Origin of the sequence: Kineosporia babensis (assembly GCF_021129305.1) — a bacterium.
Lineage (GTDB): Bacteria > Actinomycetota > Actinomycetes > Actinomycetales > Kineosporiaceae > Kineosporia > Kineosporia babensis.
This window is the reverse complement of sequence record NZ_JAJOMB010000002.1, coordinates 222,203-246,656: the sequence shown is the minus strand read 5'-3', so window position 1 is coordinate 246,656 and position 24,454 is coordinate 222,203. Positions and strand designations below refer to the sequence as shown.

24 protein-coding genes and 1 pseudogene are annotated in these 24,454 nt (G+C 69.3%); 13 read left to right on the top strand and 12 right to left on the bottom strand.

The window, feature by feature from the left end:
* Window positions 1-4: 4 nt before the first annotated feature.
* The 3 genes from LR394_RS04610 to LR394_RS04600 are packed head-to-tail and all read left to right on the top strand — an operon-like array spanning window position 5 to window position 3,324.
* Window positions 5-910 (top strand): carbohydrate ABC transporter permease, encoded by a 906-nt coding sequence (locus LR394_RS04610; RefSeq protein ID WP_231439094.1) that lies wholly within the window; start codon window positions 5-7, stop codon window positions 908-910.
* Complete coding sequence (locus tag LR394_RS04605; RefSeq protein WP_231439093.1) at window positions 907-2,289, top strand: GH1 family beta-glucosidase; 1,383 nt, start codon at window positions 907-909, stop codon at window positions 2,287-2,289. Before LR394_RS04610 ends, LR394_RS04605 begins: the two co-directional genes overlap by 4 nt.
* A gap of 15 nt (window positions 2,290-2,304) precedes the next feature.
* Complete coding sequence (locus tag LR394_RS04600; RefSeq protein WP_231439092.1) at window positions 2,305-3,324, top strand: LacI family DNA-binding transcriptional regulator; 1,020 nt, start codon at window positions 2,305-2,307, stop codon at window positions 3,322-3,324.
* 12 nt (window positions 3,325-3,336) lie between these two features.
* Here the strand turns inward: LR394_RS04600 and LR394_RS04595 are convergent, their stop codons facing one another.
* Complete coding sequence (locus tag LR394_RS04595; protein WP_231439091.1) at window positions 3,337-4,230, bottom strand: SDR family oxidoreductase; 894 nt, start codon at window positions 4,228-4,230, stop codon at window positions 3,337-3,339.
* A gap of 166 nt (window positions 4,231-4,396) precedes the next feature.
* On the opposite strand from LR394_RS04595, the gene LR394_RS04590 reads away from it, so the two are divergent.
* From LR394_RS04590 to LR394_RS04565, 5 genes and pseudogenes are all read left to right on the top strand, one after another.
* Entirely contained in the window at window positions 4,397-5,260 is an 864-nt protein-coding gene (locus LR394_RS04590) for a LysR family transcriptional regulator (RefSeq protein ID WP_231439090.1), read from the top strand.
* Between the two features lie 114 nt (window positions 5,261-5,374).
* Window positions 5,375-6,349 (top strand): annotated as a pseudogene (locus tag LR394_RS04585) (energy-coupling factor ABC transporter permease).
* On the top strand, window positions 6,346-7,098 hold the full coding sequence (gene cbiQ, locus LR394_RS04575) for a cobalt ECF transporter T component CbiQ (protein WP_331283042.1): 753 nt from the start codon (window positions 6,346-6,348) through the stop codon (window positions 7,096-7,098). Before LR394_RS04585 ends, cbiQ begins: the two are co-directional and overlap by 4 nt.
* Complete coding sequence (locus LR394_RS04570) at window positions 7,095-7,850, top strand: energy-coupling factor ABC transporter ATP-binding protein (protein WP_269328654.1); 756 nt, start codon at window positions 7,095-7,097, stop codon at window positions 7,848-7,850. Before cbiQ ends, LR394_RS04570 begins: the two co-directional genes overlap by 4 nt.
* 15 nt (window positions 7,851-7,865) lie before the next feature.
* Complete coding sequence (locus LR394_RS04565; protein WP_231439085.1) at window positions 7,866-8,318, top strand: SRPBCC family protein; 453 nt, start codon at window positions 7,866-7,868, stop codon at window positions 8,316-8,318.
* Here the strand turns inward: LR394_RS04565 and LR394_RS04560 are convergent.
* Window positions 8,303-9,088 (bottom strand): CPBP family glutamic-type intramembrane protease, encoded by a 786-nt coding sequence (locus tag LR394_RS04560; RefSeq protein WP_231439084.1) that lies wholly within the window; start codon window positions 9,086-9,088, stop codon window positions 8,303-8,305. The two genes, LR394_RS04565 and LR394_RS04560, sit on opposite strands and share 16 nt — an antisense overlap.
* 269 nt (window positions 9,089-9,357) lie before the next feature.
* Here LR394_RS04560 and LR394_RS04555 point away from each other — a divergent pair, with 269 nt between their 5' ends.
* Window positions 9,358-10,323 carry a GlxA family transcriptional regulator gene (locus LR394_RS04555; RefSeq protein WP_231439083.1) on the top strand — a complete coding sequence of 322 codons (966 nt, stop codon included), beginning with the start codon at window positions 9,358-9,360 and terminating at the stop codon, window positions 10,321-10,323.
* A 7-nt stretch (window positions 10,324-10,330) separates the two neighbouring features.
* Here the strand turns inward: LR394_RS04555 and LR394_RS04550 are convergent, their stop codons facing one another.
* From LR394_RS04550 to gmd, 4 genes are all read right to left on the bottom strand, one after another.
* Window positions 10,331-10,468 (bottom strand): hypothetical protein, encoded by a 138-nt coding sequence (locus tag LR394_RS04550; protein ID WP_231439082.1) that lies wholly within the window; start codon window positions 10,466-10,468, stop codon window positions 10,331-10,333.
* Between the two features lie 123 nt (window positions 10,469-10,591).
* Complete coding sequence (locus LR394_RS04545) at window positions 10,592-10,984, bottom strand: hypothetical protein (protein ID WP_231439081.1); 393 nt, start codon at window positions 10,982-10,984, stop codon at window positions 10,592-10,594.
* Window positions 10,985-11,101: 117 nt separating this feature from the next.
* Entirely contained in the window at window positions 11,102-12,475 is a 1,374-nt protein-coding gene (locus LR394_RS42690) for a glycosyltransferase family 9 protein (protein ID WP_231439080.1), read from the bottom strand.
* A 35-nt stretch (window positions 12,476-12,510) separates the two neighbouring features.
* Complete coding sequence (gene gmd, locus LR394_RS04535; RefSeq protein WP_231439079.1) at window positions 12,511-13,521, bottom strand: GDP-mannose 4,6-dehydratase; 1,011 nt, start codon at window positions 13,519-13,521, stop codon at window positions 12,511-12,513.
* 272 nt (window positions 13,522-13,793) lie between these two features.
* Between gmd and LR394_RS04530 the strand changes: the two genes are divergently transcribed.
* Window positions 13,794-14,840 (top strand): GDP-L-fucose synthase family protein, encoded by a 1,047-nt coding sequence (locus LR394_RS04530; protein WP_231439078.1) that lies wholly within the window; start codon window positions 13,794-13,796, stop codon window positions 14,838-14,840.
* Between the two features lie 31 nt (window positions 14,841-14,871).
* The gene (locus LR394_RS04525) at window positions 14,872-15,594 is read left to right on the top strand and encodes a maleylpyruvate isomerase family mycothiol-dependent enzyme (protein WP_231439077.1); all 723 of its coding nucleotides are present in this window, start codon (window positions 14,872-14,874) and stop codon (window positions 15,592-15,594) included.
* An 18-nt stretch (window positions 15,595-15,612) separates the two neighbouring features.
* Here the strand turns inward: LR394_RS04525 and LR394_RS04520 are convergent, their stop codons facing one another.
* The 3 genes from LR394_RS04520 to LR394_RS04510 form a co-directional block, all read right to left on the bottom strand.
* A complete protein-coding gene (locus LR394_RS04520; protein ID WP_231439076.1) occupies window positions 15,613-17,349 on the bottom strand; it encodes an ABC transporter ATP-binding protein in 1,737 nt (578 codons plus the stop codon).
* Window positions 17,346-19,079: an ABC transporter ATP-binding protein gene (locus tag LR394_RS04515; protein ID WP_231439075.1), complete on the bottom strand. Its 1,734-nt coding sequence runs from the start codon at window positions 19,077-19,079 to the stop codon at window positions 17,346-17,348. The genes LR394_RS04520 and LR394_RS04515 overlap by 4 nt, the downstream gene beginning before the upstream one ends.
* 102 nt (window positions 19,080-19,181) lie before the next feature.
* Window positions 19,182-19,760, bottom strand: coding sequence for a TetR/AcrR family transcriptional regulator (locus LR394_RS04510; RefSeq protein WP_231439074.1), 579 nt, complete (start codon window positions 19,758-19,760; stop codon window positions 19,182-19,184).
* A 142-nt stretch (window positions 19,761-19,902) separates the two neighbouring features.
* Between LR394_RS04510 and LR394_RS04505 the strand changes: the two genes are divergently transcribed.
* Both LR394_RS04505 and LR394_RS04500 read left to right on the top strand, forming a co-directional pair.
* Complete coding sequence (locus LR394_RS04505; RefSeq protein WP_231439073.1) at window positions 19,903-20,475, top strand: TetR family transcriptional regulator; 573 nt, start codon at window positions 19,903-19,905, stop codon at window positions 20,473-20,475.
* A gap of 134 nt (window positions 20,476-20,609) precedes the next feature.
* The gene (locus LR394_RS04500) at window positions 20,610-20,978 is read left to right on the top strand and encodes a response regulator (protein ID WP_231439072.1); all 369 of its coding nucleotides are present in this window, start codon (window positions 20,610-20,612) and stop codon (window positions 20,976-20,978) included.
* 187 nt (window positions 20,979-21,165) lie between these two features.
* Here the strand turns inward: LR394_RS04500 and LR394_RS04495 are convergent, their stop codons facing one another.
* The 3 genes from LR394_RS04495 to LR394_RS04485 form a co-directional block, all read right to left on the bottom strand.
* Window positions 21,166-21,531 carry a response regulator gene (locus LR394_RS04495; RefSeq protein ID WP_231439071.1) on the bottom strand — a complete coding sequence of 122 codons (366 nt, stop codon included), beginning with the start codon at window positions 21,529-21,531 and terminating at the stop codon, window positions 21,166-21,168.
* A gap of 157 nt (window positions 21,532-21,688) precedes the next feature.
* The gene (locus LR394_RS04490) at window positions 21,689-23,701 is read right to left on the bottom strand and encodes an acyltransferase family protein (protein WP_231439070.1); all 2,013 of its coding nucleotides are present in this window, start codon (window positions 23,699-23,701) and stop codon (window positions 21,689-21,691) included.
* 342 nt (window positions 23,702-24,043) lie between these two features.
* Window positions 24,044-24,409, bottom strand: coding sequence for a rhodanese-like domain-containing protein (locus LR394_RS04485; RefSeq protein ID WP_231439069.1), 366 nt, complete (start codon window positions 24,407-24,409; stop codon window positions 24,044-24,046).
* Window positions 24,410-24,454: the final 45 nt, after the last annotated feature.

Here is a 24,454-nt window from a genome sequence, read left to right as displayed (position 1 = left end):
CACCATGACCGCAGTCGTCACCGAGCCGGAGACCGGGCAGAACAGCAAGAAGACCCTGCGCCGTAAGGTCGTCGAGAGCAACACCCAGCTGTTCCGGGCCAGCCCGCTGAACTACCTGGTGCTGGTGATCACGTTCTTCCTCTCGGTCTTCCCGCTCTACTGGATGCTCGTGATGGCATCCCGCACCAACGACGAGATCGTCCAGATGCCACCCTCGTTCGTGCCCGGGAGCAACCTCGGCACGCACGTCGAGGCACTGTTCGACCAGGCCGACGTGCTCTTCGCCAAGTCCCTGATGAACTCGTTCATCGTGGCCGGCACGATCACCGTGGGTGTGGTGATCTTCTCCTCGCTGGCCGGCTTCGCCTTCGCCAAGCTCAAGTTCCGCGGCAGCAACGTGCTGCTGGCCATCGTGGTGCTGACCATGATGGTGCCGGTTCAGCTGGGCACCGTACCGCTGTACATCATGATGGACTGGTTCGGCATCCAGGGCTCCCTGTCCACCGTGATCCTGCCCTACCTGTTCAGCGGTTTCGGAGTCTTCCTGGTCCGCCAGTACGCGATCCAGGCGATCCCGGACGAGCTGATCGAGGCGGCCCGGGTGGACGGTGCCTCGACCCTGCGGATCTTCTGGTCGGTGGTGCTGCCCGGGCTGCGCCCGGCCGCCGCGATCCTGGGTCTGTTCACCTTCATGACGTACTGGAACGATTTCCTCTGGCCCTTCGTCGCCCTCAGCCCGGAGAATCCGACTGTGCAGGTCGCATTGTCCCGGCTGTCGAGCGGCTACTACACCGACCAGTCCCTGGTCATGGCGGGCACCCTGATGGCCACGCTCCCGCTGCTCGTCGTCGTCGTGTTCTTCGGTCGGCAACTGATCAGCGGAATCATGGATGGAGCAGTGAAAGCATGATTTTCTCGGACGATTTCGTCTTCGGCGGGGCCACCGCCGCGTATCAGATCGAGGGCGCGGCCACCGAGGGCGGGCGCGGCAAGTCGATCTGGGACGTCTTTTCGCACACCGAGGGACGGGTCGTCAACGGCGACACCGGGGACGTGGCGATCGACCACTACCACCGGTTCAAGGACGACGTGGCCCTGATGGCCGAGCTGGGGTTCAAGGCCTACCGCTACTCGGTGTCCTGGCCCCGGATCCAGCCGGACGGCACCGGAAAGGCCCTGGAGGCCGGCCTGGACTTCTACTCCCGGCTGACCGACGAGCTGCTGGGCGCCGGCATCGACCCGTGGATCACGCTCTACCACTGGGACCTGCCGCAGGCCCTGCAGGACGCGGGCGGCTGGCCGAACCGCGACACCGCCCAGCGCTTCGCCGATTTCAGTGCGATCGTGCACGAGCACCTGGGTGACCGGGTGAAGCACTGGATCACCCTGAACGAGCCGTTCGTGTCCAGCTTCGTGGGCTATGCCGCGGGCCGGCACGCCCCCGGTCTACGCGACCCGCAGGCCGCCCTGAAGTCCGTGCACCACCTGCTGCTCGGGCACGGCCTGGCCCTGCAGGCCCTGCGGGCGCAGAACGTGGCCGACATCGGGATCACCCTCAACCTGTACTCGGTCCAGGCGGCCTCGGACTCGGCCGTGGACACCGACGCCGCCCGCCGGGTGGACGGCTTCCAGAACCGGCTGTTCCTCGACCCGGTGCTGAAGGGCCGCTACCCGCAGGACATGCTGCACGACACCGCCGAGTTCGGCTGGCTGCCGGCGGTGCAGGAGGGCGATCTGGAACTGATCAGCGCGCCGATCGACCTGCTGGGCGTGAACTACTACACCAAGTACCTGATCACCGGCGATCCGGAGCACCCCGACCTGGTCGGCGAGCGCACCGGGCAGCTGGACTCGCCCTACCCGGGAGCCGCGCACGCCCGCGAGGTGCGGCACGGCAAGCCGCTGACCGACATCGGCTGGGAGATCGACCCGGACGGCCTGCACGACGTGCTCACCCGGCTGAAGCGGGAGTACCCCGCGGTGCCGCTGGTGATCACCGAGAACGGCGCGGCCTTCGACGACGAGCTGTCCGAGGACGGCGCGGTGCACGACCAGCGGCGGGTCGACTACGTGCGCGAGCACCTGGCCGCCTGTGCCCGGGCGATCGAGGACGGGGTGCCGCTGAAGGGGTACTTCCTCTGGTCGGTCTTCGACAACTTCGAGTGGGCCGAGGGGTACGCCAAGCGGTTCGGGGCCGTGCACGTGGACTACCAGACCCAGGTCCGTACTCCGAAGGACTCGGCCCTGTGGTACTCCCGCACCATGCGCTCCCGTTCGCTGGATCAGTAGTCATACCCTGCTGCGATGAACAGGCGTAGCCCGAACCGGCCCCCGACGCTGGAGGAAGTGGCGTTGCGGGCCGGGGTCGGGCGGGGCACGGCGTCCCGGGTGATCAACGGTTCGCTGCAGGTCAGCGAGGCGGCCCGGAACGCCGTGCTGCAGGCGGTGCAGGATCTGGGCTACGTGCCCAACCGGGCGGCCCGGTCGCTGGTCACCCAGCACACCGACGTGGTCGCCCTGGTGGTCTCGGAGTCGGAGGACCGGCTGTTCGGGGAGCCGTTCTTCGCCCAGGTGGTGCGCGGGGTGAGCAGTGCGCTGGCCGGTACCTCCCGGCAGTTGCTGCTGGCCGTGGACCACCGGGACTCCGACCGCCAGCGGCTGAACGACTACCTCAGCAAGCAGCACGTGGACGGGGTGCTGCTGCTGTCGATCCATGGGGACGATCCGCTGCCGGGCCAGCTCGCGGCGCGCGGGGTACCGGCGGTGCTCGGGGGCCGCCCGCATTCCGCGGTCACGTCGCTGCCTTTCGTGGACATGGACAATGCGGGCGGCGCGGCTCTGGCGGTGGAGCACTTGGTTGCTGGAGGACGTCGGTGCGTCGCGACGCTGACCGGTCCCCTGGACATGGGGGCGGGTCGGTTGCGGCTGGAGGGCTACACGTCGGCGCTGGCCGGGCACGCGCTGCCCACCTTGGTCGAGCACGGCGACTTCAGTGAGAACAGTGGACGCGTCGGGGCGCGAAGGCTTTTGGAGCGGGCTCCCGATCTGGATGCGATCTTCTGTGCCTCCGACCAGATGGCGATCGGTGCCCTGGCCGAGCTCGCGGCGGCCGGGCGAAGGGTGCCGGAGGATGTCGCCGTGGTCGGTTTCGACGACTCCCCCACCAGCCGGCACACCACGCCGAGCCTGACCACCGTGCACCAGCCGGTCGAGGACATGGGGGCCCGGATGGTCCAGACCCTCAGCCGGATGATCGAGCACCCGGGCGATCCGGTCGAGGACGTGGTGCTGCCCACCCACCTGGTGGTACGGCGATCCGGTTAGTGCGCCAGACCATCAGTGCGCCAGACCAGCTGCGAGGTCCTCGAGCAGGCTCGGCCCGGTGAGGCGCCGGCCCAGCAGTTCCTGCGTCGCATGGCTGGAGGCCGGGATGTCGAGGGCGAAAAGTGATCCGATCCAACCGAAATGCTCCACTGCCTGCTCGGTGGCCACGGCCTGGACCGGCAGTCCCAGCGCTCGGCCGATCTCTTCGGCGATGGCCCGGGACGTGATCCCCTCCTCGCCGACCGCGTGCAGAACGCTTCCGGGCTGCGCGGTTTCCAGGCCCAGCCGGTACACGGCCGCGGCATCATCGACGTGGACGGCGGGCCAGCGGTTGGAGCCGTCACCCGGGTAGGCCGAGAATCCCTTCTGCCGGGCCACTTCGGCCAGGAAGTGGACGAACCCCAGAACCCCCTGATGGTGGACGACGGTGGCCGGCCGCACCGACACGGTACGTACGTCGGTGGTTGCCATTTCGAGCACCAGGGCCTCGACCACCGCCCGTCCCGCCCGCTGACCCGCCTCCGGCCGGAACTGCTCGGTGAGCACGAAACCCGGCTGCAGACCGGTGGTACCGAAGGTGGTCACCAAGGGCCGGCCACTGCCCGCCAGCTCTTCGCCGAGCGCCTTGACCACCTGGCTGTCCTTGTGCGCGGCGGTCGTGGTCAGAGCCGACCAGTCGCTGTGGTCGTAAGCGGTGTGAATCACGCCGTCGGCCGCGGCCACGGCTGCCCGCAGGCTGTCCGGATCGTCGATGGTGCCACGATGGACCTCGGCCCCGGCCGACTGCAGTTTGTCCGCGCTCGCCTCGCTCCGGGCCAGGCCAAGCACCTGGTGACCGTGGGCCTGCAGTTCGCGGACGACCGCGCTGCCGATGAAGCCGGTGGCCCCGGTGACGAATACCCGCATGATCTCTTCTCCTGAACTGGACTCCTTGCTGGTGGTCCAACCGTGCCCACCGCAGGTCGAAGGCGTCCAAGACTTGTTCCGGAAACGGACATGCGAAACGGGCATCACCGCACGTCAGCCTACTTTCGCTGAGCCTCCGGCAGGCGACGGAGGTTACCGTTCAGGTATGACGGACCTCGATCTGCGCCTGGTGCGCTACTTCGTCGCGGTGGCTGAACACCGGCACTTCGGCAAGGCCTCGCAGCAGTTGCGGGTGGCCCAGCCCTCGCTGAGCCGGCAGGTGCGCAAGCTCGAGGAGCAGGTCGGCGCCCGACTGCTGGACCGCACCCCGCAGGGCACGCAGCTCACCTCGGCCGGCACCGCCTTCCTGCCCCGGGCCAGGTCGCTGCTGAAGCTCGCAGAGCAGGCGTCCACCGAAGCCCGGGCTGCGGCCGACCCGAGCCGGCTGGTGATCGGGCGGACCAACATCGTGGTCACCCCCGTGGTGCTCGAGATGCGGCGACGCCATCCGGAGGCCGACATCCAGACCCTGCACCTGGAATGGCACAACGTACGCGAGGCTCTGCTGGAACGGCGGGTGGACGCCGCGGTCGCCCGCCTGCCTCTGGCCACCACCGGCCTGGACGTGACCGTGCTCTACGACGAACCCCGGGTGGTGGTGATGGCCGCCGACCACCGCCTGGCCGGCCAGGAGTCACTCACCCTGGCCGACATCGCCGACGAGCCCATGCCCGAGGTCGACGACCCGGCCCTGAACGCGTACTGGCGCCTCGACCCTCGCCCCGACGGCCGCCGGGCCCCGGGCGGCCCGAAGATCACCAGAATCGAGGACAAGTTCGAGTTCGTGGCCACCGGCCAGGCCATCGCGATTCTTCCGGCCGCCCCGCACTACGGCCGGCCCGACCTGATCAGCGTTCCGCTGCTGGACGCCCCACCCGGGCACGTGGTGCTGGCCCACCGATCCGACGACAACAGCCGGCTGGTGAAGCTTTTCCGGAAGTACGCCCAGGCGATCCTGCGACCGCGCTGACCGTCCGGGCCGCCCTGTCGGCAGATCGGATTCGGCCGCCTTATTGCAAAAGTCGTGCAACTGAGTGAGCCTGTGCGGGCCGGGCAACACTCCGCTCGAGGAATCGAGGGTGCCATGCACGCTCCGGACGGTTTCGTCAACGCACCCACCTCGATCGCCGCGGGGGTGGTGGCCGCTGCGGGGATCGCGGTCTGTCTGCGCAAGGCCCGCGAGGAACTCGACGACCGCACCGCGCCGCTGGCCGGGCTGGTCGCGGTGTACGTGTTCGCCGCGCAGATGCTGAACTTCCCGGTCGCCGGCGGCACCAGCGGGCACCTGCTCGGCGGCACTCTGGCCGCGGTCCTGGTCGGGCCGTTCACCGGGGCTCTGTGCGTGTCGGTGGTTCTTCTGGTCCAGGCCGTGCTGTTCGCCGACGGGGGCCTGACCGCCCTGGGGCTGAACATCTCCACGATGGCCCTGGCCACCGTGCTGATCGGCTACCCGCTGGCCCGCTTCCTGCTCAGAGTCCGCATTCCCCTGGCCGTTTCGTCCGGGATCGCGGCCGGGGTGTCGGTGGTCGGAGCCAGCCTGACCTTCGTGCTGTTCTACGCCCTGGGCGGCACCACCGAGGTGGCGCTGGGCACCGTGACGGCCGCCATGGTCGGGGTGCACGCGCTGATCGGCATCGGCGAAGGACTGATCACGGCGCTCACCGTGGGGGCGATCGCCGCCACCCGGCCGGACCTGATCCATCTCAACCGCAGCCTGGCCCCGACCCCGGTGGAGGTCTGACCCGTGCGTACCCGCAACCTGCTCATCGGCCTGCTTCTGGTCAGCCTGCTCTTCGCCGGGGTGGTCAGCTTCTACGCCAGCGGCTCTCCCGACGGCCTGGAGAAGGTCAGTGAGGACCACGGCATCTCAGCCCAGGCCGAGGACCACGCTCTGGACGATTCGCCGTTGGCCGACTACGGCGTGAAGGGGGTGGAGAACCCCCGTCTGTCCGGCGGGCTGGCCGGCATCGTCGGTGTAGGAGTCACTTTCGTCCTGGCCTCGACCGTGATCGCGCTGACTCGATTCCGCCGGGGCCCGCGGTCGCGAGCTCACGAGTGAGCGGGCATCACGGCCTCTACCGTCCGGGATCCTCGGTCCTGCACCGGCTTCCGGCGCAGGTGAAGCTGGTGGCCGCACTATTGGCGGTGCTGGCCGTGGTCGCGGCCCCACGCCACCAGATCTGGGTTTTCGGGTGCTTCGCCGCCGTCGTGGGTGTGTTGGTGGCGACCGCTGGAATTCCGCCCCGCCTGATGGCCCGGCGTCTGCTGATCGAGGTGCCGTTCCTCGGCTTCGCCCTGCTGCTGCCCTTCGTGGCCCAGGGCGAGCGGACCGAGGTGCTGGGCCTTCCGTTGAGCATCGAAGGCCTTTGGAGTGCCTGGGAACTCATCGCCACGGCCACGGTCGGCCTGTCTCTCTCGGTGCTGCTGGCCTCCACCACGTCATTGCCCGAGATCCTCAACGGCCTGCAACGGCTGCGCCTGCCTGCTCTGCTCGTGCAGATCATGAGCTTCATGGTGCGTTACACCGATGTGGTGGCCGGCGAGCTGCGGCGCATGCGGATCGCCCGGGAATCACGAGGTTTCGAGGCCCGGGACATCCGGCAGTGGCCGATCGTGGCGCGGGGTGCAGGCACCTTGTTCGTGCGGTGTTTCGAGCGGGGTGAGCGGGTGCATCTGGCCATGCTCGCGCGCGGATACGAAGGACGAATGCCGATGGGGGACGCCTCCGGCGCACCTTGGTCGGCCTGGGCCACCGGGCTGAGCCTGCCGGTGCTCTTCGGGCTCCTCGCTCTGACGGCCCGAGCATGAACCACGCGGTGACGATCGAAGGTCTCGGGTTCCGCTACCCCGACGGCCACCGGGCGCTGGACGGCGTGGACCTGCGCGTGCATCCGGGTGAGCGAGTGGCCGTGCTCGGGCCGAACGGAGCGGGCAAGACCACTTTGGCGCTGCACCTGAACGGGGTGCTCCAGGCCTCTGAGGGATCCGTGCAGATCGGGCAGACCCCGGTCGGCCGGGCCAATCTGAAGGAGATCCGGCGCCGGGTCGGCATCGTCTTCCAGGACCCGGACGATCAGCTGTTCATGCCCACCGTGCGCGACGACGTGGCCTTCGGGCCGCGGAATCTCGGCCTGGACCGGGACGAGGTGGCTGCCCGCGTGGCCGCAGCGTTGGACAAGGTCAGGTTGAGCGATGTCGCCGACCGGGCGCCGCACCACCTTTCGTTCGGCCAGCGCCGCCGGGCTGCCGTGGCCACCGTGCTGGCGATGGACCCGGAGGTGCTGGTGCTGGACGAGCCCTCGAGCAACCTCGATCCGGCGGCCCGGCGGGAACTGGCCGAGGTGCTCCTCGAACTGGACGTCACGGTGCTGATGATCACCCACGACCTGCCCTACGCCCTTCAGCTGTGCCCACGCTCGGTGATCCTGGCCGACGGCCGGATCCAGGCTGACGGACCGACCGCCGAACTCCTGGCCGACGAGCCGCTGCTGGCCCGGCACCGGCTGGAACTGCCCTACGGATTCGCCGTGAGCCAGACCAGGGCGTCGTCGGGCTCTTGATCGTATTCTGGGGCCATGCCTCGTACCGACCGCGCATCTCGGGTCGTCGCTGCCCCGCCGGAGAAGGTTTTTGACGCCTTCGTCTCGCCGGAGGCGCTGCAGCAGTGGCTGCCGCCGGAGGGCTCGACCGGCGAATTCGAGCATTTCGACCTGCGGGCGGGTGGTTCCTACCGGCTGCGGCTGCGGTTCGAGAGCCCGACCGGCAAGACCACCGAGAACTCCGACCTGGTGCACGTGCGGATCGTCGAGGTGGTGCCGGGCGAGCGACTGGTGCAGGCGGTGGACTTCGAGTCCGACGATCCGGCCTTCGCCGGCACCATGCTGATGACCTGGCAGGCGTCGCCGGTTCCGGAGGGGTCGCGGGTGCAGATCGTGGCCGAGCAGGTGCCCGACGGCATCAGCGCAACGGATCATGCCGCCGGGCTGGCCTCTTCGCTGGAGAACCTGGCCGCCTACCTGGCCGGCTGAGTCTCCAGCGGCAGACCGGTGTGCCGGGGTGAACTGCGCCAGGCCCAGATCGCCAGCAGGCTCAGCGGGATGCAGGCCACCAGGTTCACCGTCGAGGAGCTGAGTTGCCCGCTGTCGATCATCAGCGCACCGGCCAGGGCCCAGAGAACGAAGTTGTTGCCGGCGTGGGCCAGACTCGGTACCCAGATGCTGCCGCTGTGTTCGTACAGCGCGGTGAACAGGGCCTGCAGCGGGAAGAAGATCGCGGTCCAGCACAGCAGCCCGACCAGGACGTTGTCGAAGTCGGTGTAGCCGGTGAAGGCCAGCGGGTAGTGCCAGAGCGCCCAGAGCAGCGAGGTCAGCAGCAAGGAGAGCAGGGGCCGGCCGACCAGCAGGCGGGGGCGCAGGTAACCGGTCCAGCCGAACTCCTCGCCCCAGAACACCGGCATCAGCACGATCGATAAAGCCATCAACCCCAGCAGCGCGACCGGGAGCGGGACCCCGCCCAGCGACTCGTTCAGCTCCGAGGTATCCCAGTCGTACCAGCCGAAAAGCACTGCGGTCACGACCATGGCGCCCGCGACCAGCGGTGGTCCGAGTAACGCCAGCAGGTACTGCGGCCAGGCCTCGCGTAACCGCAGCCGCAGACCGGCATCACCGAACCCTTCGCGGGTTACCCACTTTCGCACGATCCAGGCGGCCACCGCGGGCATCATCGCACCGGGCAGCTGGACCAGCGGATTGAGCAGTGACCAGCCGAGGAGCAGGTACGGCCCGAGGATCAGCGTCACGAACCGCCGAAGGTGATCAGCAGGAACGCGATCACCCCTCTCCGTCTGAGCTCGAGCGTCAGCTGAGTGGTTTCCGTTGTCATGCAATCAGATTCGCCGCGTCTGTGGAACGATCACCATCAGGAACTCCCCCGGAGCCGATCGGGGGCCTTCCCCCGCCGCGCAGGACGTCCGTTCTTCCCACCGATAGCTCCAGCAACTCCGGAGGTCCGGTCCGGATGCTTGGGATCGACGTCCATCCTGGCCGCGATCCCCCCATACTGGTCGGTATGGAGCGATCCGTGCTGGTCGTCGGCTACGAGGGCGCCGAACTGCTCGACATCGCCTGCGTCACCACCACGCTGGCGCTGGCCAATCTGGTGGGCCGCCTGGAAGATCCCTACCGGATCAGCGTGGCGGCGCCCGGGGGCCGTCCGATCCTGTGCCAGAGCGGACTGGTACTGCAGGCCGATGCCTCGGTGGAGACCCACACCGGTCCCCTGGACACCCTGGTCGTCTCCGGCGGCATCACCTACAACCGCGCCGCGGACGACAATTCGCTGGTCGCGCACGTGCGGCGACTGGCCCGGGACACGCGGCGGGTGGCCTCGGTCTGCACCGGGGCCAGCGTGCTGGCCGCGACCGGCCTGCTCGACGGCCGCCGGGCCACCACGCACTGGTTCTTCGCCGCCGACATCGCCAAGCGGTTCCCCAAGGTGACGGTGGACGCCGCCCCGATCTTCATCCGCGACGGCTCGGCCTGGACGGCGGCCGGGGTGACCAGTGCGCTCGACCTGTCCCTGGCGTTCGTCGAGGAGGATCACGGCGTCGAACTGGCCCGACGGGTCTCCCGGCAGCTGGTGACCTACCTGCAACGACCCGGGAACCAGTCGCAGATGAGCATTTTCACCGCCGCCCCGGCCCCGCAGCACGGCCTGGTGCGCCGGGTGACCGAGCACGTGCAGGTAGATCTGGCCGCCGACCTGAGCCTGGAGGCCCTGGCCGGCCTGGCCGGGGTCAGCCCGCGGCACCTGACCCGGCTGTTCCTGCAGGAGGTGGGCGAGGCGCCCGGGCGTTACGTGCGCCGGGCCCGCACCAGCGCGGCCGCGAACCTGCTGGAGACCACCACCCTGCCGCTGCCCGCGATCGCCAACCGCTGCGGGCTGGGCACGGCGGAGAACCTGCGCAAGGCCTTCACCGAGTACTACGGCGTGCCGCCGTCGGCCTACCGCCGCACCCAGAAATCCCCTGGCTGAACCGGTCTCAGCACGGGGTGGTGACGGAGACGCACTGCTCACCGGGTTGCTCGAGGTCGGCGGCGCCGGTGCGGGCGCGATGCGACGTCAGCAGTATCGTCGAGCCGACGACAATAGCGAGAGCGGCGATCAGGGCGATCTTCACCCAGCGCCCCTCGGACACGACCAGACCACCAAGAGCACCCACGACAAGTCCCTCCAACTCGCGTAAGCCCCATACCCTACGCAGGTCTTTGGTTACGGTAGGAAAACCCCAGGAAAAACCCGGTTACTTACCGGTGGCGTCCGCCCCGCACGAGGTGCACCGCTCACCCGAGGCCCAGTCGTACTGCCGGCGGCACACCGGGCAGAACACCCGGGCGTCCTCCTGGTCCCGGGCGACCTGCCAGCCCATCAGGATCCGCATGACGTCGTCGTTGCTCAGGCCCCAGGCGGCGTTCTGCTCGGCCACCCGCTCCTGGGCCTCGGCCAGGGTCGGGCCCCAGACCTCGTCGACGCCCTCGACGGTGAGCCGGGAGTACCGGATCTGGCCTTCCACGATGACCCTCGGGAAGTAGCCACCCTCGGTCGAGGACGGCGTCATGACCAACCCGTTGGGCCGCTCGATGACCGGGATGACGACGCACTGCCGGGCACCCATGTCCTGCCTCACCTCTCCCACCGTGACGAACCTGCGCGGGAAAGACTCGCCCGGAACGCCCGGCGGTGACGACCGCCGTTCGGGTGAAGGTGACGCGGAGCACTCAAGCCGAGGGCGGCCCGGCCGAGGCAAGTGGGTTCAGGCGGTGGTGAGCCCGGCCTCGGCCCGGCTGACCTGACGCGGCAGGCTCGGGGTGAAACCGGTGAGCACCTCGATCATCACCCGGGACACCGACCCGGCGCTGACCCCCAGGACACAGTGCGCGGCTTCGGCCTGGCACTCGTCCGCGCAGCCCGGGGCCGGGTCCGAAGGCGCCACCACCCGTGAGCCGGACGACCAGGGCCCGATCCGGTTCACGGCGTCGGCTCCCACCGGATTGCCGTTCAGCGACTGGCCGGACACCGCCACACACGGTGTGGCCACCGAAGAGGCCAGGTGCATCGCATCCCCCACGCCGCCGAGGTACAGATCGCTACCGGCCAGCAGGGCCAGTTCGTAACCGCGGCCCACAGCGCTGACCAAGGGGACGCAGGGGTCCACGGCCGAGGCGAACTCCTCAGCCAGGGTCCGGCCGGTGACATCGCCGATCAGCACCACGCGCACGCCGACCCGCTGGTGAACGGTGTTGATCGCGGCCGCGTAGGACGCCGCCGGCCAGTCCCGGCGAGTCTGGCCGGTACCGAGGTGCACGGCGATCAGCGGGCCGGTCGAAGGGGCCAGCGGGGAAAGGATGCTCCGGGCCGCGGCATGCTCGGCCGGCCCGATCAGAGCCAGAGCGGGGGCGTCGTACGCGTCCGGGGTGATCGTCACGCCCATCGCCGTGGCCAGCCGTTCGCTGTGCCGCAGGACGTGGGTCAGCGGATCGCCGGAGCCGACCCGGTCGGTGAGCAGGTCGCGCTCGTCCACCTCGCCCGGGTGAGCGAGCCGGTCGGCCGGATCGAAACCGACCACCCGGCGGGCCGCGGTGCAGGCCACGTAGCGGGTGCCGAACGCTTCCGGATCACGCCGGGGCAGGATGGCCAGATCGAACCGCCCCCGCAACGGACGCGTGCGGTGCAGTAGGCGACGGCCCAGCAGCCAGTACCGGAACTGGGCGAACAGCGAACCGCCCCAGGGCTTTGCGCCCGGCCAGGCGATCACCTCGTCGACCAGCGCGCCGCTGCGCAGCAGATCGCTGCGGGTGAGCAGGGTGATCCGGGCCTGGGGCCAGGCCGAGCGCAAGGCGCTCAGCAGCGGCAGGGTCATCACCAGATCGCCGGTGGAGTCGGTGCGGATGATCAGCACCGTGCGGGGCGGGGCCTGGATCGAGCCGAACTGGAACCAGGGGTCGGCGCTGCGGGCCCACTTGGCCAGCGGCGAGTTGCTCGGGTCGGGGGTCGCGATCACCGGAGACGAGCGTTCGATCAGCCGTCGGAACATGCCCGGCGCCATCCGCAGCCGCGGTCGCGACACCGGCCCGCGCTCGTGGTTCGCGCGGGCCGGGGGCAGGACGACCGGGGTCTGAGTCTGCACAGTCGACTCCTCGGCGGCCGGGGCCGCCGGCTTGATCACAGCTGGGCAGGCAACTCGGTGCGCAGGTCGATGGTCTTGCTGTCGGCATCCACCATCAGCCGGGCCAGCTCCGGGGTCAGCACCTTGGGCGTCCAGCCCAGCACATCCCGCGCCTTCGACGCATCCCCGATCAACGAGTCCACCTCACTCGGGCGCAGGTACCGCTCATCGAACCGGACGTACTTCTCCCAGTCCAGACCCACATGCTCGAACGAGAACTGCAGGAAATCCCGCACCGTATAAGCAGTCCCGGTCGCCACCACGAAGTCACTGGGCTCCTCGGCCTGCAGCATCAGCCACATCGCCTCGACATAGTCCTTCGCGTAACCCCAGTCCCGCACCGCATCCAGATTCCCCATGTACAGGAAATCCTGCTTACCAGCCACAATGTTCGAGACCGCCATCGAGATCTTCCGGGTCACGAACGTCTCACCCCGGCGCGGACTCTCATGATTGAACAGAATCCCGTTGGTGGCGAACATCCCGTACGCCTCCCGGTAGTTCCGGGTCATCCAGTACGCATACACCTTGGCCGCCCCGTACGGACTACGCGGCCAGAACGGCGTGTCCTCGTTCTGCGGCGGCGGCGTCGCCCCGAACATCTCCGAACTCGAAGCCTGGTAGTACCGGCACTCCAGACCGATCATCCGGATCGCCTCCAGCAACCGGGTCGAACCCACCCCGGTCGACAGACCCGTGAACTCCGGCTCGTCGAACGAGACCCGCACATGCGACTGCGCAGCCAGGTTGTACACCTCGTTCGGCTGCACCTTCTCCAGCAACGTCACCAACCGCGAACCATCGGTCAGATCCCCGTAATGCAGAAACAACCGGGCCCGGGCCTCGTGCGGATCCACGTACAGATGATCGATCCGGCTGGTGTTGAACTGGGAAGAACGACGCACGATCCCGTGCACCTCGTAGCCCTTCTCCAGCAGCAACTCAGCCAGGTACGAACCGTCCTGACCGGTGATCCCGGTGATCAGAGCCCTCTTCGAAGTCTGCAACGTGCCGCTCCTCGCCCGATGTCGCCGAATGGTCGCCGCGAGACCCCTGAGCCAGCAGCACTGGTGGCGGCGGATCGGACTCGCTGGAAAGCTGGATGGATCCGTACCGTAGCGTGATCGACCGGTAACAGAGAGCGGTTATGGCCCAGTTCCGGCAACCTCCGGCGTTTGCCCGATGCCGGGCGGCGATTTAGGACGAGCGGCGCCCGGCGGGCACGGATGGTCACCGATTGAGCACGCAAAGTTTCGGACCTCCGGTACCGTTCGGGTTTATGACGACCCTTCCGTCTCCCCCCTCCTCGGCGGACCTCTCGGTCGAGCACGCCCCGGCCTCCGGCGGCGTGCGGCTGACTCCGCAGCAGAAGGTCTACGTGGCCGGCCATCGCGGTCTGGCCGGTTCCGCCGTCTGGCGTGCGCTGAGGGCGCGCGGCTTCACCGATCTGGTCGGCGCCACCTCGGCCGAGGTGGATCTGCGCGACCGGGCCGCCACCATGGAGTTCGTCCTGGACACCCGCCCGGACGTGATGGTCGTGGCGGCCGCCCGGGTGGGCGGGATCCTGGCCAACGACACCTACCCGGCCGAGTTCCTCTCCGACAACCTGCGGATCCAGGTCAACCTGATGGACGCCGCCCAGCAGGCCGGGGTGCAGCGTCTGCTGTTCCTGGGCTCCTCGTGCATCTACCCCAAGCACGCCGAGCAGCCGATCCGGGAATCCGCTCTGCTCACCGGGGCTCTGGAGCCGACCAACGACGCCTACGCGATCGCCAAGATCGCCGGGATCATGCAGGTGCAGTCGCTGCGCAAGCAGTACGGCCTGCCCTACATCAGCGCCATGCCGACCAACCTCTACGGCCCGGGCGACAACTTCGACGCCGCCAACTCACACGTCATGCCCGCCCTGATCCGTCGTTTCCACGAGGCCCGGCAGGCCGGAGTGGACGAGGTGACGATCTGGGGCTCGGGCACCCCGCGCCGCGAGTTCCTGCATGTCGACGACCTGGCCTCGGCCCTGGTCTTCCTGCTCGAGAACTACGACTCCCCCGAGACGATCAACGTAGGCACCGGCACCGACGTCACCATCCGGGAACTGGCCGAGACGATCGCGGGAGTGGTGGGATGGGAGGGCCGGCTGAAGTTCGACACCTCCAAGCCCGACGGCACCCCCCGCAAACTGCTCGACGTCTCACGGCTGCGGGGGCTGGGCTGGGCCCCCTCGGTCTCGCTGCGCGAGGGTGTGGAGAGCACCTACCGCTGGTTCACCGACAACCTCGACACGATCAGGATCGAGGACGGCCTGGTCGGGTTGCCGAAGTCGTAAAGCCTTTGACGAGGGGGTGAGGATCGAGGGCATGGAGACTTCTGAGCTCAGGCGCCACCTCGAAGCGGAGTACCGCCGGTTCCGGGCGATCCTGCCCGGAACCGGGCTCAAGGAGATCCGGGTGCCCTCCTGCCCGGACTGGTCGCTGGACGATCTGGTGCAGCACCTCGGTGAGGTGTACTGGCACAAGGTCGACTGCATCCGGCGAGGAGCCCGCCCCACCGAGGAGCCCGACCTGAGCGGGCTGAGCAGTGTCGAGGTGCTGGAACAGGGGTATGCCCGGCTGAGCGAGATGTTCCGGGAGTACCCGCCGGACGCTCCGGCCTGGACCTGGTTCGAGCCCGACCAGAGCGTGGGGTTCTGGATCCGGCGGATGGCCCACGAGACGGCGGTGCACCGCTTCGACGCCGAGCTGGCGGTGGGCACCCCCACCGAGATCGACGCAGCCCTGGCCGAGGACGGGATCGACGAGGTGCTGGTGGCCATGCTGGTCAGCGACACCGAGGTGGGCGACTACCCAGCCGGCCGCCCGGACCTCCAGGTGCGCACCCCGTCCCGTTCCTGGTTCATCCACTTCGGCGCTGACGGCCTGACGGTCGACAACCAGGGCGAGGCCGCCACCGTGATCCACGGTGGCGCCTCGGACCTGGAACTGTGGCTCTACAACCGGGTCGCCGGCGAAAAGCTCAGCTACACCGGCGATCTGACCGGGATGGGCCTGCTGCGCGATTTGATGCACCAGGCCACCCAGTAGTTCAGGCCACCCAGTAACTCAGGCCCGCAGCTGCCAGCCGGCGGTGGCTGCACGCTCGGCGAACATCGACGCGTAACCCTGATGCGCCACCAAGAGCTCGTCGTGCGACCCACTGGCCGCGATCGTCCCCTGTTCCAGCACCAGAATCCGGTCGGCACTGGTGATCATCGCCGGGGTGTGCGCGATCACCAGGACCGTGCCGTGCCGGCTGAGAGCCTGCAGGGAGCGGCGCACCAGGGCCTCGTTGGTGGCGTCGAGCGCGGCCGTGGCCTCGTCGAGCAGCACGATCGGGGCCCGCTTGAGCAGGGCCCGGGCGATCGAGACGCGCTGACGCTCGCCTCCGGAGAGTGCGGCGCCGCCCTCCCCCACCCGGGTGTCCCAGCCGGCCGGCAGCCGGTTGACGATCTCGTTCACACCCGAGAGCTGCGCGGCCTCGGCGAGCTCCTCGTCGGTGGCCGACTCCCGCCCCAGCCGGACGTTCTCGGCGATCGTGCCGTCGAACAGGTACACGTCCTGGAACACCAGCGAGAGCTGCCCCATCAGCTGGGCCGTGGTCTGCTCCCGCACGTCCACCCCGCCGATCCGGACCGTTCCGCCGTCCACCTCGTGAAAACGCGCGGCGATGCGGGTGATCGTGGTCTTGCCCGAGCCGGAACGGCCGACCAGGGCGGTGACGCTGCCCGGCTGGACGGAGAAATCGACGCCTTTCAGCACCGGAGTGGCTTGCGGGTAACCGAACCGCACGTTCTCGAAGGCGATCGCACCGGTCTGGGCCGAGTCGAAAACCGCTGGGGCAGCGGGCTCGGGCAGCGGCTTGACGTCCAGCACCGCCTGCACCCGGTCCAGGTCGTTGCGGGCCATCCGCACTCCCCCGGACAACTCGCTGACCAGGGCGAGCGGGCCGATGAAGCGGGCCAGCAGGGCCAGCAGCGCGACCAGCTGCAGCGACTGCGTCTGCGGGCCACCGGCCAGCAGCACCACGATCAGCACCATCACCGTGAAGGTCAGCTGAATCGTGGTACCGGACAGCAACATCCCGCCCAGCGTCCAGTTCAGCTGCTTGCGCCCGACCTGCCGCTGGTTCTCGATCGCCGCCTCCAGCGGCGCGTACCCGGACGTCGACTGCCCGAAGGCGCGCAGAACCGGCTGGTGCCGGGCGAATTCGAGAACCCGGTTGCCGGAGGTGACGGCAGCCTCGTCGGCCAGCTCGTCGGAGGCGCCCAGCAGCCGCGCCGAGAACCGGAAGCACCAGTAGATGAACGGTGAGGCAATGATCGCGACCAGACCCAGCCTCCAGTCGTAGAAGCAGACCACCACCGCGATGGTGACCGGGGCGAGGACGCCGCGGACCAGGGGCTGCATCAGGTGCGCGATGCTGCTGACGATGGCTTGGACGCCAGAGGTGGTGATCCGGCTGAGGCGGCCGACGGACTCCCCGGCGAACCAGCCCAGCGGCATCCGGACCACGTGCGCCCCGATCCGGCCGTGCAGGGTGTCCAGCACGGTCAGCGCCATGGTGAAACCGCGCATGCCCTGGACGTAATAGACCACCGAGGCCGCCAGGGTGGCCGCCGCGAGCACCCCGAGCCAGCGCCCGGCCGAGCCCAGGTCGTCCTGCAGCACGGCACTGAGCAGCGGCACCAGGACGGCCACGGCCAGACCCTCCAGCACGGCCGAGGCGGCCAGCCAGGCCAGGTAGCTCTTCACCGCCCGGCGGTGCTCCGGCCCGAGAACGTTGATCAGGGAGGGGATCACGAGGTCACTCCGGCTTCTTCGTGGCTGGCCCGCCACAGGTCGGCGTACAGGCCAGGGGTCTGAACCAGCTCTTCGTGCCGGCCGGTCTGCTGCACCACGCCCTCGCGCAGCACCACGATCTGGTCGGCGCTGCGGACGGTGTCCAGACGGTGCGCGATGACCAGCACGGTGCGCCCGGCGGCGAGGGCCGAGAGCGACTGCTGCACGGCGGCTTCGGACTCCGGGTCGGCGTGCGCGGTGGCCTCGTCGAGGATGACGACAGGCGTGTCGTGCAGGATCACCCGGGCGATCGAGACCCGCTGGGCCTCACCGCCGGACAGCAGGGCGTCCTCACCGATCACCGAGTCGTAGCCACGCGGCAGTTCCATGATCCGGTCGTGGATCTGGGCCGCCTTGGCCGCCGCCTCGATCCGCTCCCGGCTGGGCCGTTCCTCGCCGAGGGCGATGTTGCCGGCGACCGTACCGTGCAGCAGAGCCACGTCCTGCAGCACGAAACCGACGGTCCGGTAGAGGTCCTTCGGTGCGATCTGCCGGATGTCGACGCCGCCGATCCGGATCTCGCCCTCGGTCACATCGTGGAAGCGCAGCAGCAGGGCGGCCAGGGTGGACTTGCCCGAGCCGGACGGCCCGACCAGCGCGGTCACGGTTCCCGGAGGCAGGTTCAGGTTCACGCCCTGCAGCGCCTGGTGTTCCTCGGCCGAGCCGTAACCGAACGACATGCCCTTGATCTCGACCAGATGGCCGTCCGGGGTCTGGGGTTCGGCCGGTTCGGGCAGAGGTTCGGTGCGCAGCAGCGCGGCCACCCGCTCGGCCGCCGCCGCGGCCTGCTGCCGCCCCTGCATGCCGTGCAGCAGCGGGGTGATCGAGGCCGGGATCACCACGCCGATCATGCTGGCCACGAGCAGCTCGACCGGTTCCATCCAGCCCCGGTCCACGAACAGCAGCCCGCCGCCGAGGGTCAGGGTGAGCACGAACGGCGCCGAAAGGGCGATTCCGGAGAGAGATTCCAGCCGCAGCATCGGCCGGACCCAGCCGGCGAAGAATCGGGCGTAGTCCTTGGTCGCCGTCTCGTAGGCCTGGTGTGAGCGCCCGCCCCGGCCGAAGGTCTTGACCACGGCGATGCCGCGGACGAACTCCACCGCCGCCGCGTTCACCGCGGCCAGCGAATCGTCCATCTGCTTCATCTTCACCGCCATGTCGCGGGTCATGAAGGCGAACGAGAGCAGGTAGAGCACAATCGGGACGAGGGCGAGCAGCGCGGCCGGCCAGCTGATCCACAGCAGGTAGCCGAACCCGGTCAGCGGCACCACGATCCCGGTCACCGTCTCGACCTTCTGGTGGGCGACCAGGTAGTGCATGGTCTGGATGTCGTTCTGCGCGGCCTTGCCCACGTCGGCCGAGGCGTTCTCGGTGAACCAGCCCAGCCGGACCCGGCCCAGCCGCAGCACGATCCGGCGGCGCAGCACGGACTGCAGGCGCACGTCGGCGTAGTGGGTGATCATGATCGCGGCCGAGGTGCACAGGGCCCGCACGCCGAGCGCGACCAGCACCACCGCGGCCACCCCGAGCAGCCGGCCACGATCCGGATCACCCGGTTCGAGGATCACCCGGGCCAGTTCACCGATCGCGACGAAGGGCACGATCTCGGCGACCGCGCCGATCGCCGCAACCCCCATCGCCAGCCCGGTGGCCCGGCGGACCGGGGCCAGGAGTTCTTGCAGTGCGGACATGTCAGTGCCTCACCCGAGCGAGGCCGGCTTCTTTATTGAACACCCATAGACAATAGATAAGGCAAGCCTTACCTCGCAATCGCCTGTCTCACGCCGCAACCGTCAGGGCCGCCGGAACGCGACCCCGTCCAGGACCAGTTCGACCCGCTCGCGGAAGGTCCAGCCCCACAGTTCGGCCTCCGGCTCCCGGTGCGCGGCCGCCATCGCCTCGTCCATCGCCAGGTGCCCGAGCAGGTGGATCGCGGTCCGGGCGGTGCGCTCGGCCACGCCGTGCCCGGCCAGCACCACCTGTGCCTGCTGCAGCATCCGGGCGTAGCTGGGCGGCGGGGCGTTGAGCTCGGTGAGGGCCAGCGCCAGACCGGGGTGCGCCTGCAGCGCCGCAAGCAGCGTCTCGGCCACATCGTGCAGGTAGCCGCGCCAGTCGAGCGCCGGACCAGGTTCGGGCTCGGGCAGGTGGACCTCCTCCAGCGCCGCCTGGGCCGCCATCGTGATCAGCTCGGCCCGGCCCGAGACGTGGTGGTAGAGCGCGCCCGGGGTGGAGCCCAGCCGCCGGGCCACCTTGGCCACCGAGAATCCGCTGATCTCGGCCAGCGCGGCCTGGGCGATCGCGGTGCGTTCCAGCTCCGGCGGACGGCCGCGGCGGCGCGTCCCGGTCTTCGGATCGTAGGGAGCCTGCGCCATCTTCCGAGGGTAGTGGCGACCTGCAGATCGCAGTGTGCGAGCGGTCACAGAACGGATGGGGACGTCGAACACCTGCGGCTCGTTCCACCTTTGGCTGCCGAATCCGACGGCCAGCCTTCGACGTCGACCGGGAGGTAGGGGCTTGACCACGGGCGAGGGACTGCGCGAACGGAAACGAGCGGCCTCACGGGCGCTCACCGTCGAGGTGGCCCTGCGGCTGTTCTCCGAGCGCGGGTTCGAGAACGTGACGGTGGCCGACATCTGCTCGGCGGCGGACATCGCCCCGCGCACCTTCTTCCGGTACTTCGCCACGAAGGAGGACGTGCTGGCCGAGCCGGCCCAGCAGATGGCGGTGCGGGTCCGGGAGTTCTTCGTGACCGCGCCGCTGGAGCTGGACGACACGGCGGTGTTCACGCTGGCCCTGCACGACCTGGCCGAGCACGTGATGGAGCGCCGGCACGAGCTGCGCGGGTTCCATCGGGCCTCCGCGGTCCGGGTCAGCCCGTACGTGCGGTTGTCCGACCGTGAGCAGCAGCTGGCCGTCGACCTGGTCAATCGCGCGGTTCCGGACGGGCCGGTGCTCACCCCCGACTGGCGCACCCGGCTGCTGGTGGCCCAGGGGGTGGCCGCGTTCCGGGTCTGGATGGAAGATGCGCTGGGCCCGGACGCCCCCGCGGACCCGCAGGCCCATCTGAGTGAGATTCTCGGGATCTGACCACCACCGACGTCCCCGGTTCGTTCTTCGCAGTGGTCCCGGACGAGAGGTCGCGGGGGCTAAAGACCCGTGGCGCGGGGTTCGATCTCGCTTTACCGGGCAACCACGTCCGCGAAGTTGGGGGGTCGCCGGAAGTGTCCAAGGTTCTGGTCGTCGAGGACGACAGCGACATCCGCAGGCTGCTGGAGATCCGGCTGGCCCGGATGGGCCACACCGTGATCAGCGTGCCTTCGGCCGACGACGCCCAGGAGGCGATCCGGCGCTACGGGGTGCCGGACCTGGTCGTGCTGGACATCGTCATGCACGGCACCTCGGGCCTGGAACTGCTGCGGGAACTGCGCAGTTCGCCCGAGGCGCAGGATCTGCCGGTCATCCTGCTCACCGCGCGCGACCTGCAGGAGGACCAGAGGGTGGCGCGGGAACTGCACGCCCACCTGATGCAGAAACCGATCGAGGCGGCCAGCCTGAACCGGGTGCTGGACCAGGTGCTCTCGGCCTCCTGATCCGGCGCTACCGGCGGGAACGACGACATGGTCGCGGGTTCCGCCCCCGCCGGGCAGAACCCGCGACCAGCCGGGAGGACGGGGGAAGCCGGACAGGTCCAGCTGTCCGGCTTCCCCCGGGTCGGCCTCGGGCTCGCACTTGCTTCACGAACCGTCGGCAGGTCTGTTGGGGCTTTCGGCCTCGGGCTCAGGCCGCCAGGGCGGCGTCGACCGCGAGGGTCAGGTCCGCGGCCACCACGGGCTTGAGCATGTACTGCGCGTTGAGCCGGGCGGCCAGCCGCTGGTCGCCGTCCAGCTGGCGGGCGGTCAGCATGATCGCCGGCATCCCCACGCAGGTGGGCACGCGGCGCAGGATCATCAGCAGGTCGAGGCCGTCGATGCCTTCCATCACGATGTCCATCACCGCCAGGTCGGGCACCCCGAACTGGCCGATCAGGGCCAGCGCCTCGCCCGCGCAGCCGGCGCCGAGCACCTGGTGGCCCATGCCGGTCAGGCGGAACTCCAGCAGCCGGCGGTTGTCCGGATCGTCCTCGACGACGAGCACCTTGGCCATGACCGCCCCTTCCGACGATTACACCGTTCGATCGTCAGCTCGTTGCTGACAGTCATCCGTATCGCCAGATCCGGTGCACAGCTGAGCGCCCGGGTCGTCGTGTCACTCGTCCGGAGCAGCGCGGAAGGGTCTTTCGACTACTGGTTGTAGTCGACGGTTACTGTCGGGCGAGAATCCCGCCCACCGTCGTCTTCAGTTCGTCGGTCAGCGCCACCGAGCCGATCCGGTTCAGGTGGTTGAAGTCCCAGTAGGCCAGCTTGCCGTCGACCAGCGGGCTGCACACCTCGCCGTCGCAGAAGCGGTCCCAGGTGTCGTAGATACTGACTCCCGGCACGCTGCTGACCACGTCCCACTCGGCCTGGCGGGAGTCGGCCTGGTAGTCCAGGACCGCGCTCTGCTTCTTGTCGCAGACGAAGTTCAGCCAGCCTCCGCTGCACGCGGTCTGCCGGTTCATCGACTGGGTGGCGTAGTTGGGCACGTCCATCACGTAGAGCACCGGGATACCGGCGTCGCTGAGTTCCTCCAGTGCGGGCTTGAGCTGCTCGGGCCACTTGCCGTCGACGTCGTGCCGGGCCAGGGCCCAGTTGGAGATCACCACCAGCGAGGGCGGGTCGTCGCTCTTGGTCGCCCGGTCCAGCAGGGCCGAGGCCAGGCTGCCGCAGTTGGAGACCTCGCGGCTGGGCCGGGCGTCGCGCATGAACGGGCAGCTGGCGCCGGTCAGTGCCAGGGTGCTGTAGCCGAGCTCGCGGTTGGCGTCGATCAGGCCGGTGGACAGCGCCTCGGCGTGCGAGTCGCCGGCCAGCATCACCCAGCCCTTGGAGTTCGGCACGGTGGTCATACAGCGGTCGAAGTCGGCTTCCTCGTACGGGCGGTTGCGCACCAGGCAGCCGTTCTCCCGGCCGAAGGTGAGCTCGTCGCGCTGCCCGGCATAAGCCGCAGCGTTGGGCACCGCCCACGGCCCGGCCACCTGCAGCGTCAGGGCGGCCACCACGACCAGCCCGGCCGACACCGCCCCGCCGAGGTAGACCTTGGGCAGTCGCACGCTGCCGTGGCGCAGCGGCTGCTCCACGAAGCGGTAGCTCAGGTAGGCCGGGATCAGCGAGACCACAGCGGCGGCGGCCGCGATCCAGGGCGAGGGCCACAGCAGGGTGGCGATCACGATCAGCGGCCAGTGCCAGAGGTAGATGCTGTACGACAGGTCACCGGTGACGACCAGCGGCTTCGAGGACAGCACCCGCTTGATCGGGCCCTCCCCGATCGAGCCGGCCAGCAGCAGCAGCGCGGTCGCGGCCACCGGGATCATCGCCGCCGAGCCGGGCCAGACCGTCTCGTGGGTGACCGTCAGGTTGAGGTAGACCAGCAGCGCCAGCCCGGCCGCACCCAGCACCACCGGCAGCACGATGCGCTCGGCCGAGTAGTGCCGGGCGGCCCGCGAGGAGACCCAGACCGCCAGCATCGCGCCCACGCCGAACTCCCAGGCCCGGGTGGGCGAGGAGTAGAAGGCCACGTCGCCGGCCGGGTAGCCGTGCACCCGGAACTCGCCGAACGACAGCCACATGGACAGGGCGAAGCTGCCCGCGGTGAGCAGGCCCAGACCGATCATCTGGCTGCGCGCCCCGCCCCGGCCGAGCTTCCAGGTCAGCGCCAGCATCAGCGGGAAGAACAGGTAGAACTGCTCCTCCACACTGAGCGACCAGACGTGGGTGAGCGGGTTCATCACCGCCCCCGCCGCGAAGTAGTCGCCCGAGGTGCTGAGCAGGTTGAAGTTGCCGGCCAGCAGCACCGCGGCCAGTGCGGTGCCGGCGGTGTCGGACTGCGCCCCGATCGGCGACTGGAACAGGAACGACAGCAGCAGGACGGCCAGCAGCATGACCACCATGGCGGGCAGCAGCCGGCGGATCCGCCGGGCGTAGAACGAGCCGAAGCCGAAGCGGCCGGTGCGGCGCAGCCGCTCGATCTGCCCGGTGATCACGAAGCCGGAGATCACGAAGAACACGTCCACACCGGCGAAACCCGCTGGCAGCGGCAGGTTTGCGTGATAGACCACGACCAGCACCACAGCCAGTGCGCGCAGGCCCTGGATGTCCGCGCGTTTGCTGTCCTTGCGCGCGGGCGCCTGGACGGATGCGCTGACATCGGCGTTCGCGGCCCACCCGGCAGTGCTCGTCATGATTCCTTATCGTGCCCAACGAGCTTGTGAGACGCACACCGAAGCGCGCATCACAGGGTGTTCGGACGACGACGGCGAGTCAGAAGGACGAGGTCACTCGGGGTGGCGCCGATGCCGCAGCGGTGCGAAATGGTCCCTCGTACAGCCTAGTTCGCAACTTCAGGCGCAGGTCAGGACCCTGCCCGGCCCAGATCCGCAGATTCTCGCCGGTGCGGTGAGCGGCCTGCCCCGATCACCCTCGCGATCGTGCACTTTCCGCCCTCGACCAGTGCCGCAACGCACGACGCGGGCCTGAGACCAACCTCTCCGACCCGCGTCCTGGTGTGAGTTGCCACACACAGCCTAGCGGTCGAGTTCGTGCCAGGCCGGCGCCCCGCCCTCGACGTGCACCACGTTCACGAAGCCGCGGGCGATCAGGTCCTGCGCGACCGGCCCGGACCCGTTCACCGAACCGCAGATCACCACGATCGGAGTGTCCAGCGCCTTCACCTCGGCATGCCGAACCGGTGAGCCGAAATCGAACTCGGCGTCGAGGTTGTCACGGTCGACGATGACCGCACCCTCGATCGGGCCGGTCCTCTCCCGCCCACCCGGGCTGCGGGTGTCCAGCAGCACCGCGCCGGCGGCCACCCGCTCCCGCGCTTCGGCGGCGCCGACCAACGGCGCCTCGGGTAGCGTCTCGGGCCGGGTCTCGAGGTTGTCGCTCATGATCTCTCCTGTTGGCCGAACATGTTCCACCGACGGATCTTCCGT

Excerpts from the sequence above, each read along its gene's own strand:
- LR394_RS04570 (WP_269328654.1), top strand. The coding sequence starts at position 7,095 with ATGAACCACGCGGTGACGATCGAAGGTCTCGGGTTCCGCTACCCCGAC.
- LR394_RS04595 (WP_231439091.1), bottom strand. The coding sequence starts at position 4,230 with ATGCGGGTATTCGTCACCGGGGCCACCGGCTTCATCGGCAGCGCGGTC.
- LR394_RS04555 (WP_231439083.1), top strand. The coding sequence starts at position 9,358 with ATGGAGCGATCCGTGCTGGTCGTCGGCTACGAGGGCGCCGAACTGCTC.
- LR394_RS04515 (WP_231439075.1), bottom strand. The coding sequence starts at position 19,079 with ATGTCCGCACTGCAAGAACTCCTGGCCCCGGTCCGCCGGGCCACCGGG.
- LR394_RS04565 (WP_231439085.1), top strand. The coding sequence starts at position 7,866 with ATGCCTCGTACCGACCGCGCATCTCGGGTCGTCGCTGCCCCGCCGGAG.
- LR394_RS04490 (WP_231439070.1), bottom strand. The coding sequence starts at position 23,701 with ATGACGAGCACTGCCGGGTGGGCCGCGAACGCCGATGTCAGCGCATCC.
- LR394_RS04605 (WP_231439093.1), top strand. The coding sequence starts at position 907 with ATGATTTTCTCGGACGATTTCGTCTTCGGCGGGGCCACCGCCGCGTAT.
- LR394_RS04530 (WP_231439078.1), top strand. The coding sequence starts at position 13,794 with ATGACGACCCTTCCGTCTCCCCCCTCCTCGGCGGACCTCTCGGTCGAG.
- LR394_RS04510 (WP_231439074.1), bottom strand. The coding sequence starts at position 19,760 with ATGGCGCAGGCTCCCTACGATCCGAAGACCGGGACGCGCCGCCGCGGC.
- LR394_RS04525 (WP_231439077.1), top strand. The coding sequence starts at position 14,872 with ATGGAGACTTCTGAGCTCAGGCGCCACCTCGAAGCGGAGTACCGCCGG.
- LR394_RS04610 (WP_231439094.1), top strand. The coding sequence starts at position 5 with ATGACCGCAGTCGTCACCGAGCCGGAGACCGGGCAGAACAGCAAGAAG.
- LR394_RS04590 (WP_231439090.1), top strand. The coding sequence starts at position 4,397 with ATGACGGACCTCGATCTGCGCCTGGTGCGCTACTTCGTCGCGGTGGCT.
- LR394_RS04495 (WP_231439071.1), bottom strand. The coding sequence starts at position 21,531 with ATGGCCAAGGTGCTCGTCGTCGAGGACGATCCGGACAACCGCCGGCTG.
- LR394_RS04600 (WP_231439092.1), top strand. The coding sequence starts at position 2,305 with ATGAACAGGCGTAGCCCGAACCGGCCCCCGACGCTGGAGGAAGTGGCG.
- LR394_RS04485 (WP_231439069.1), bottom strand. The coding sequence starts at position 24,409 with ATGAGCGACAACCTCGAGACCCGGCCCGAGACGCTACCCGAGGCGCCG.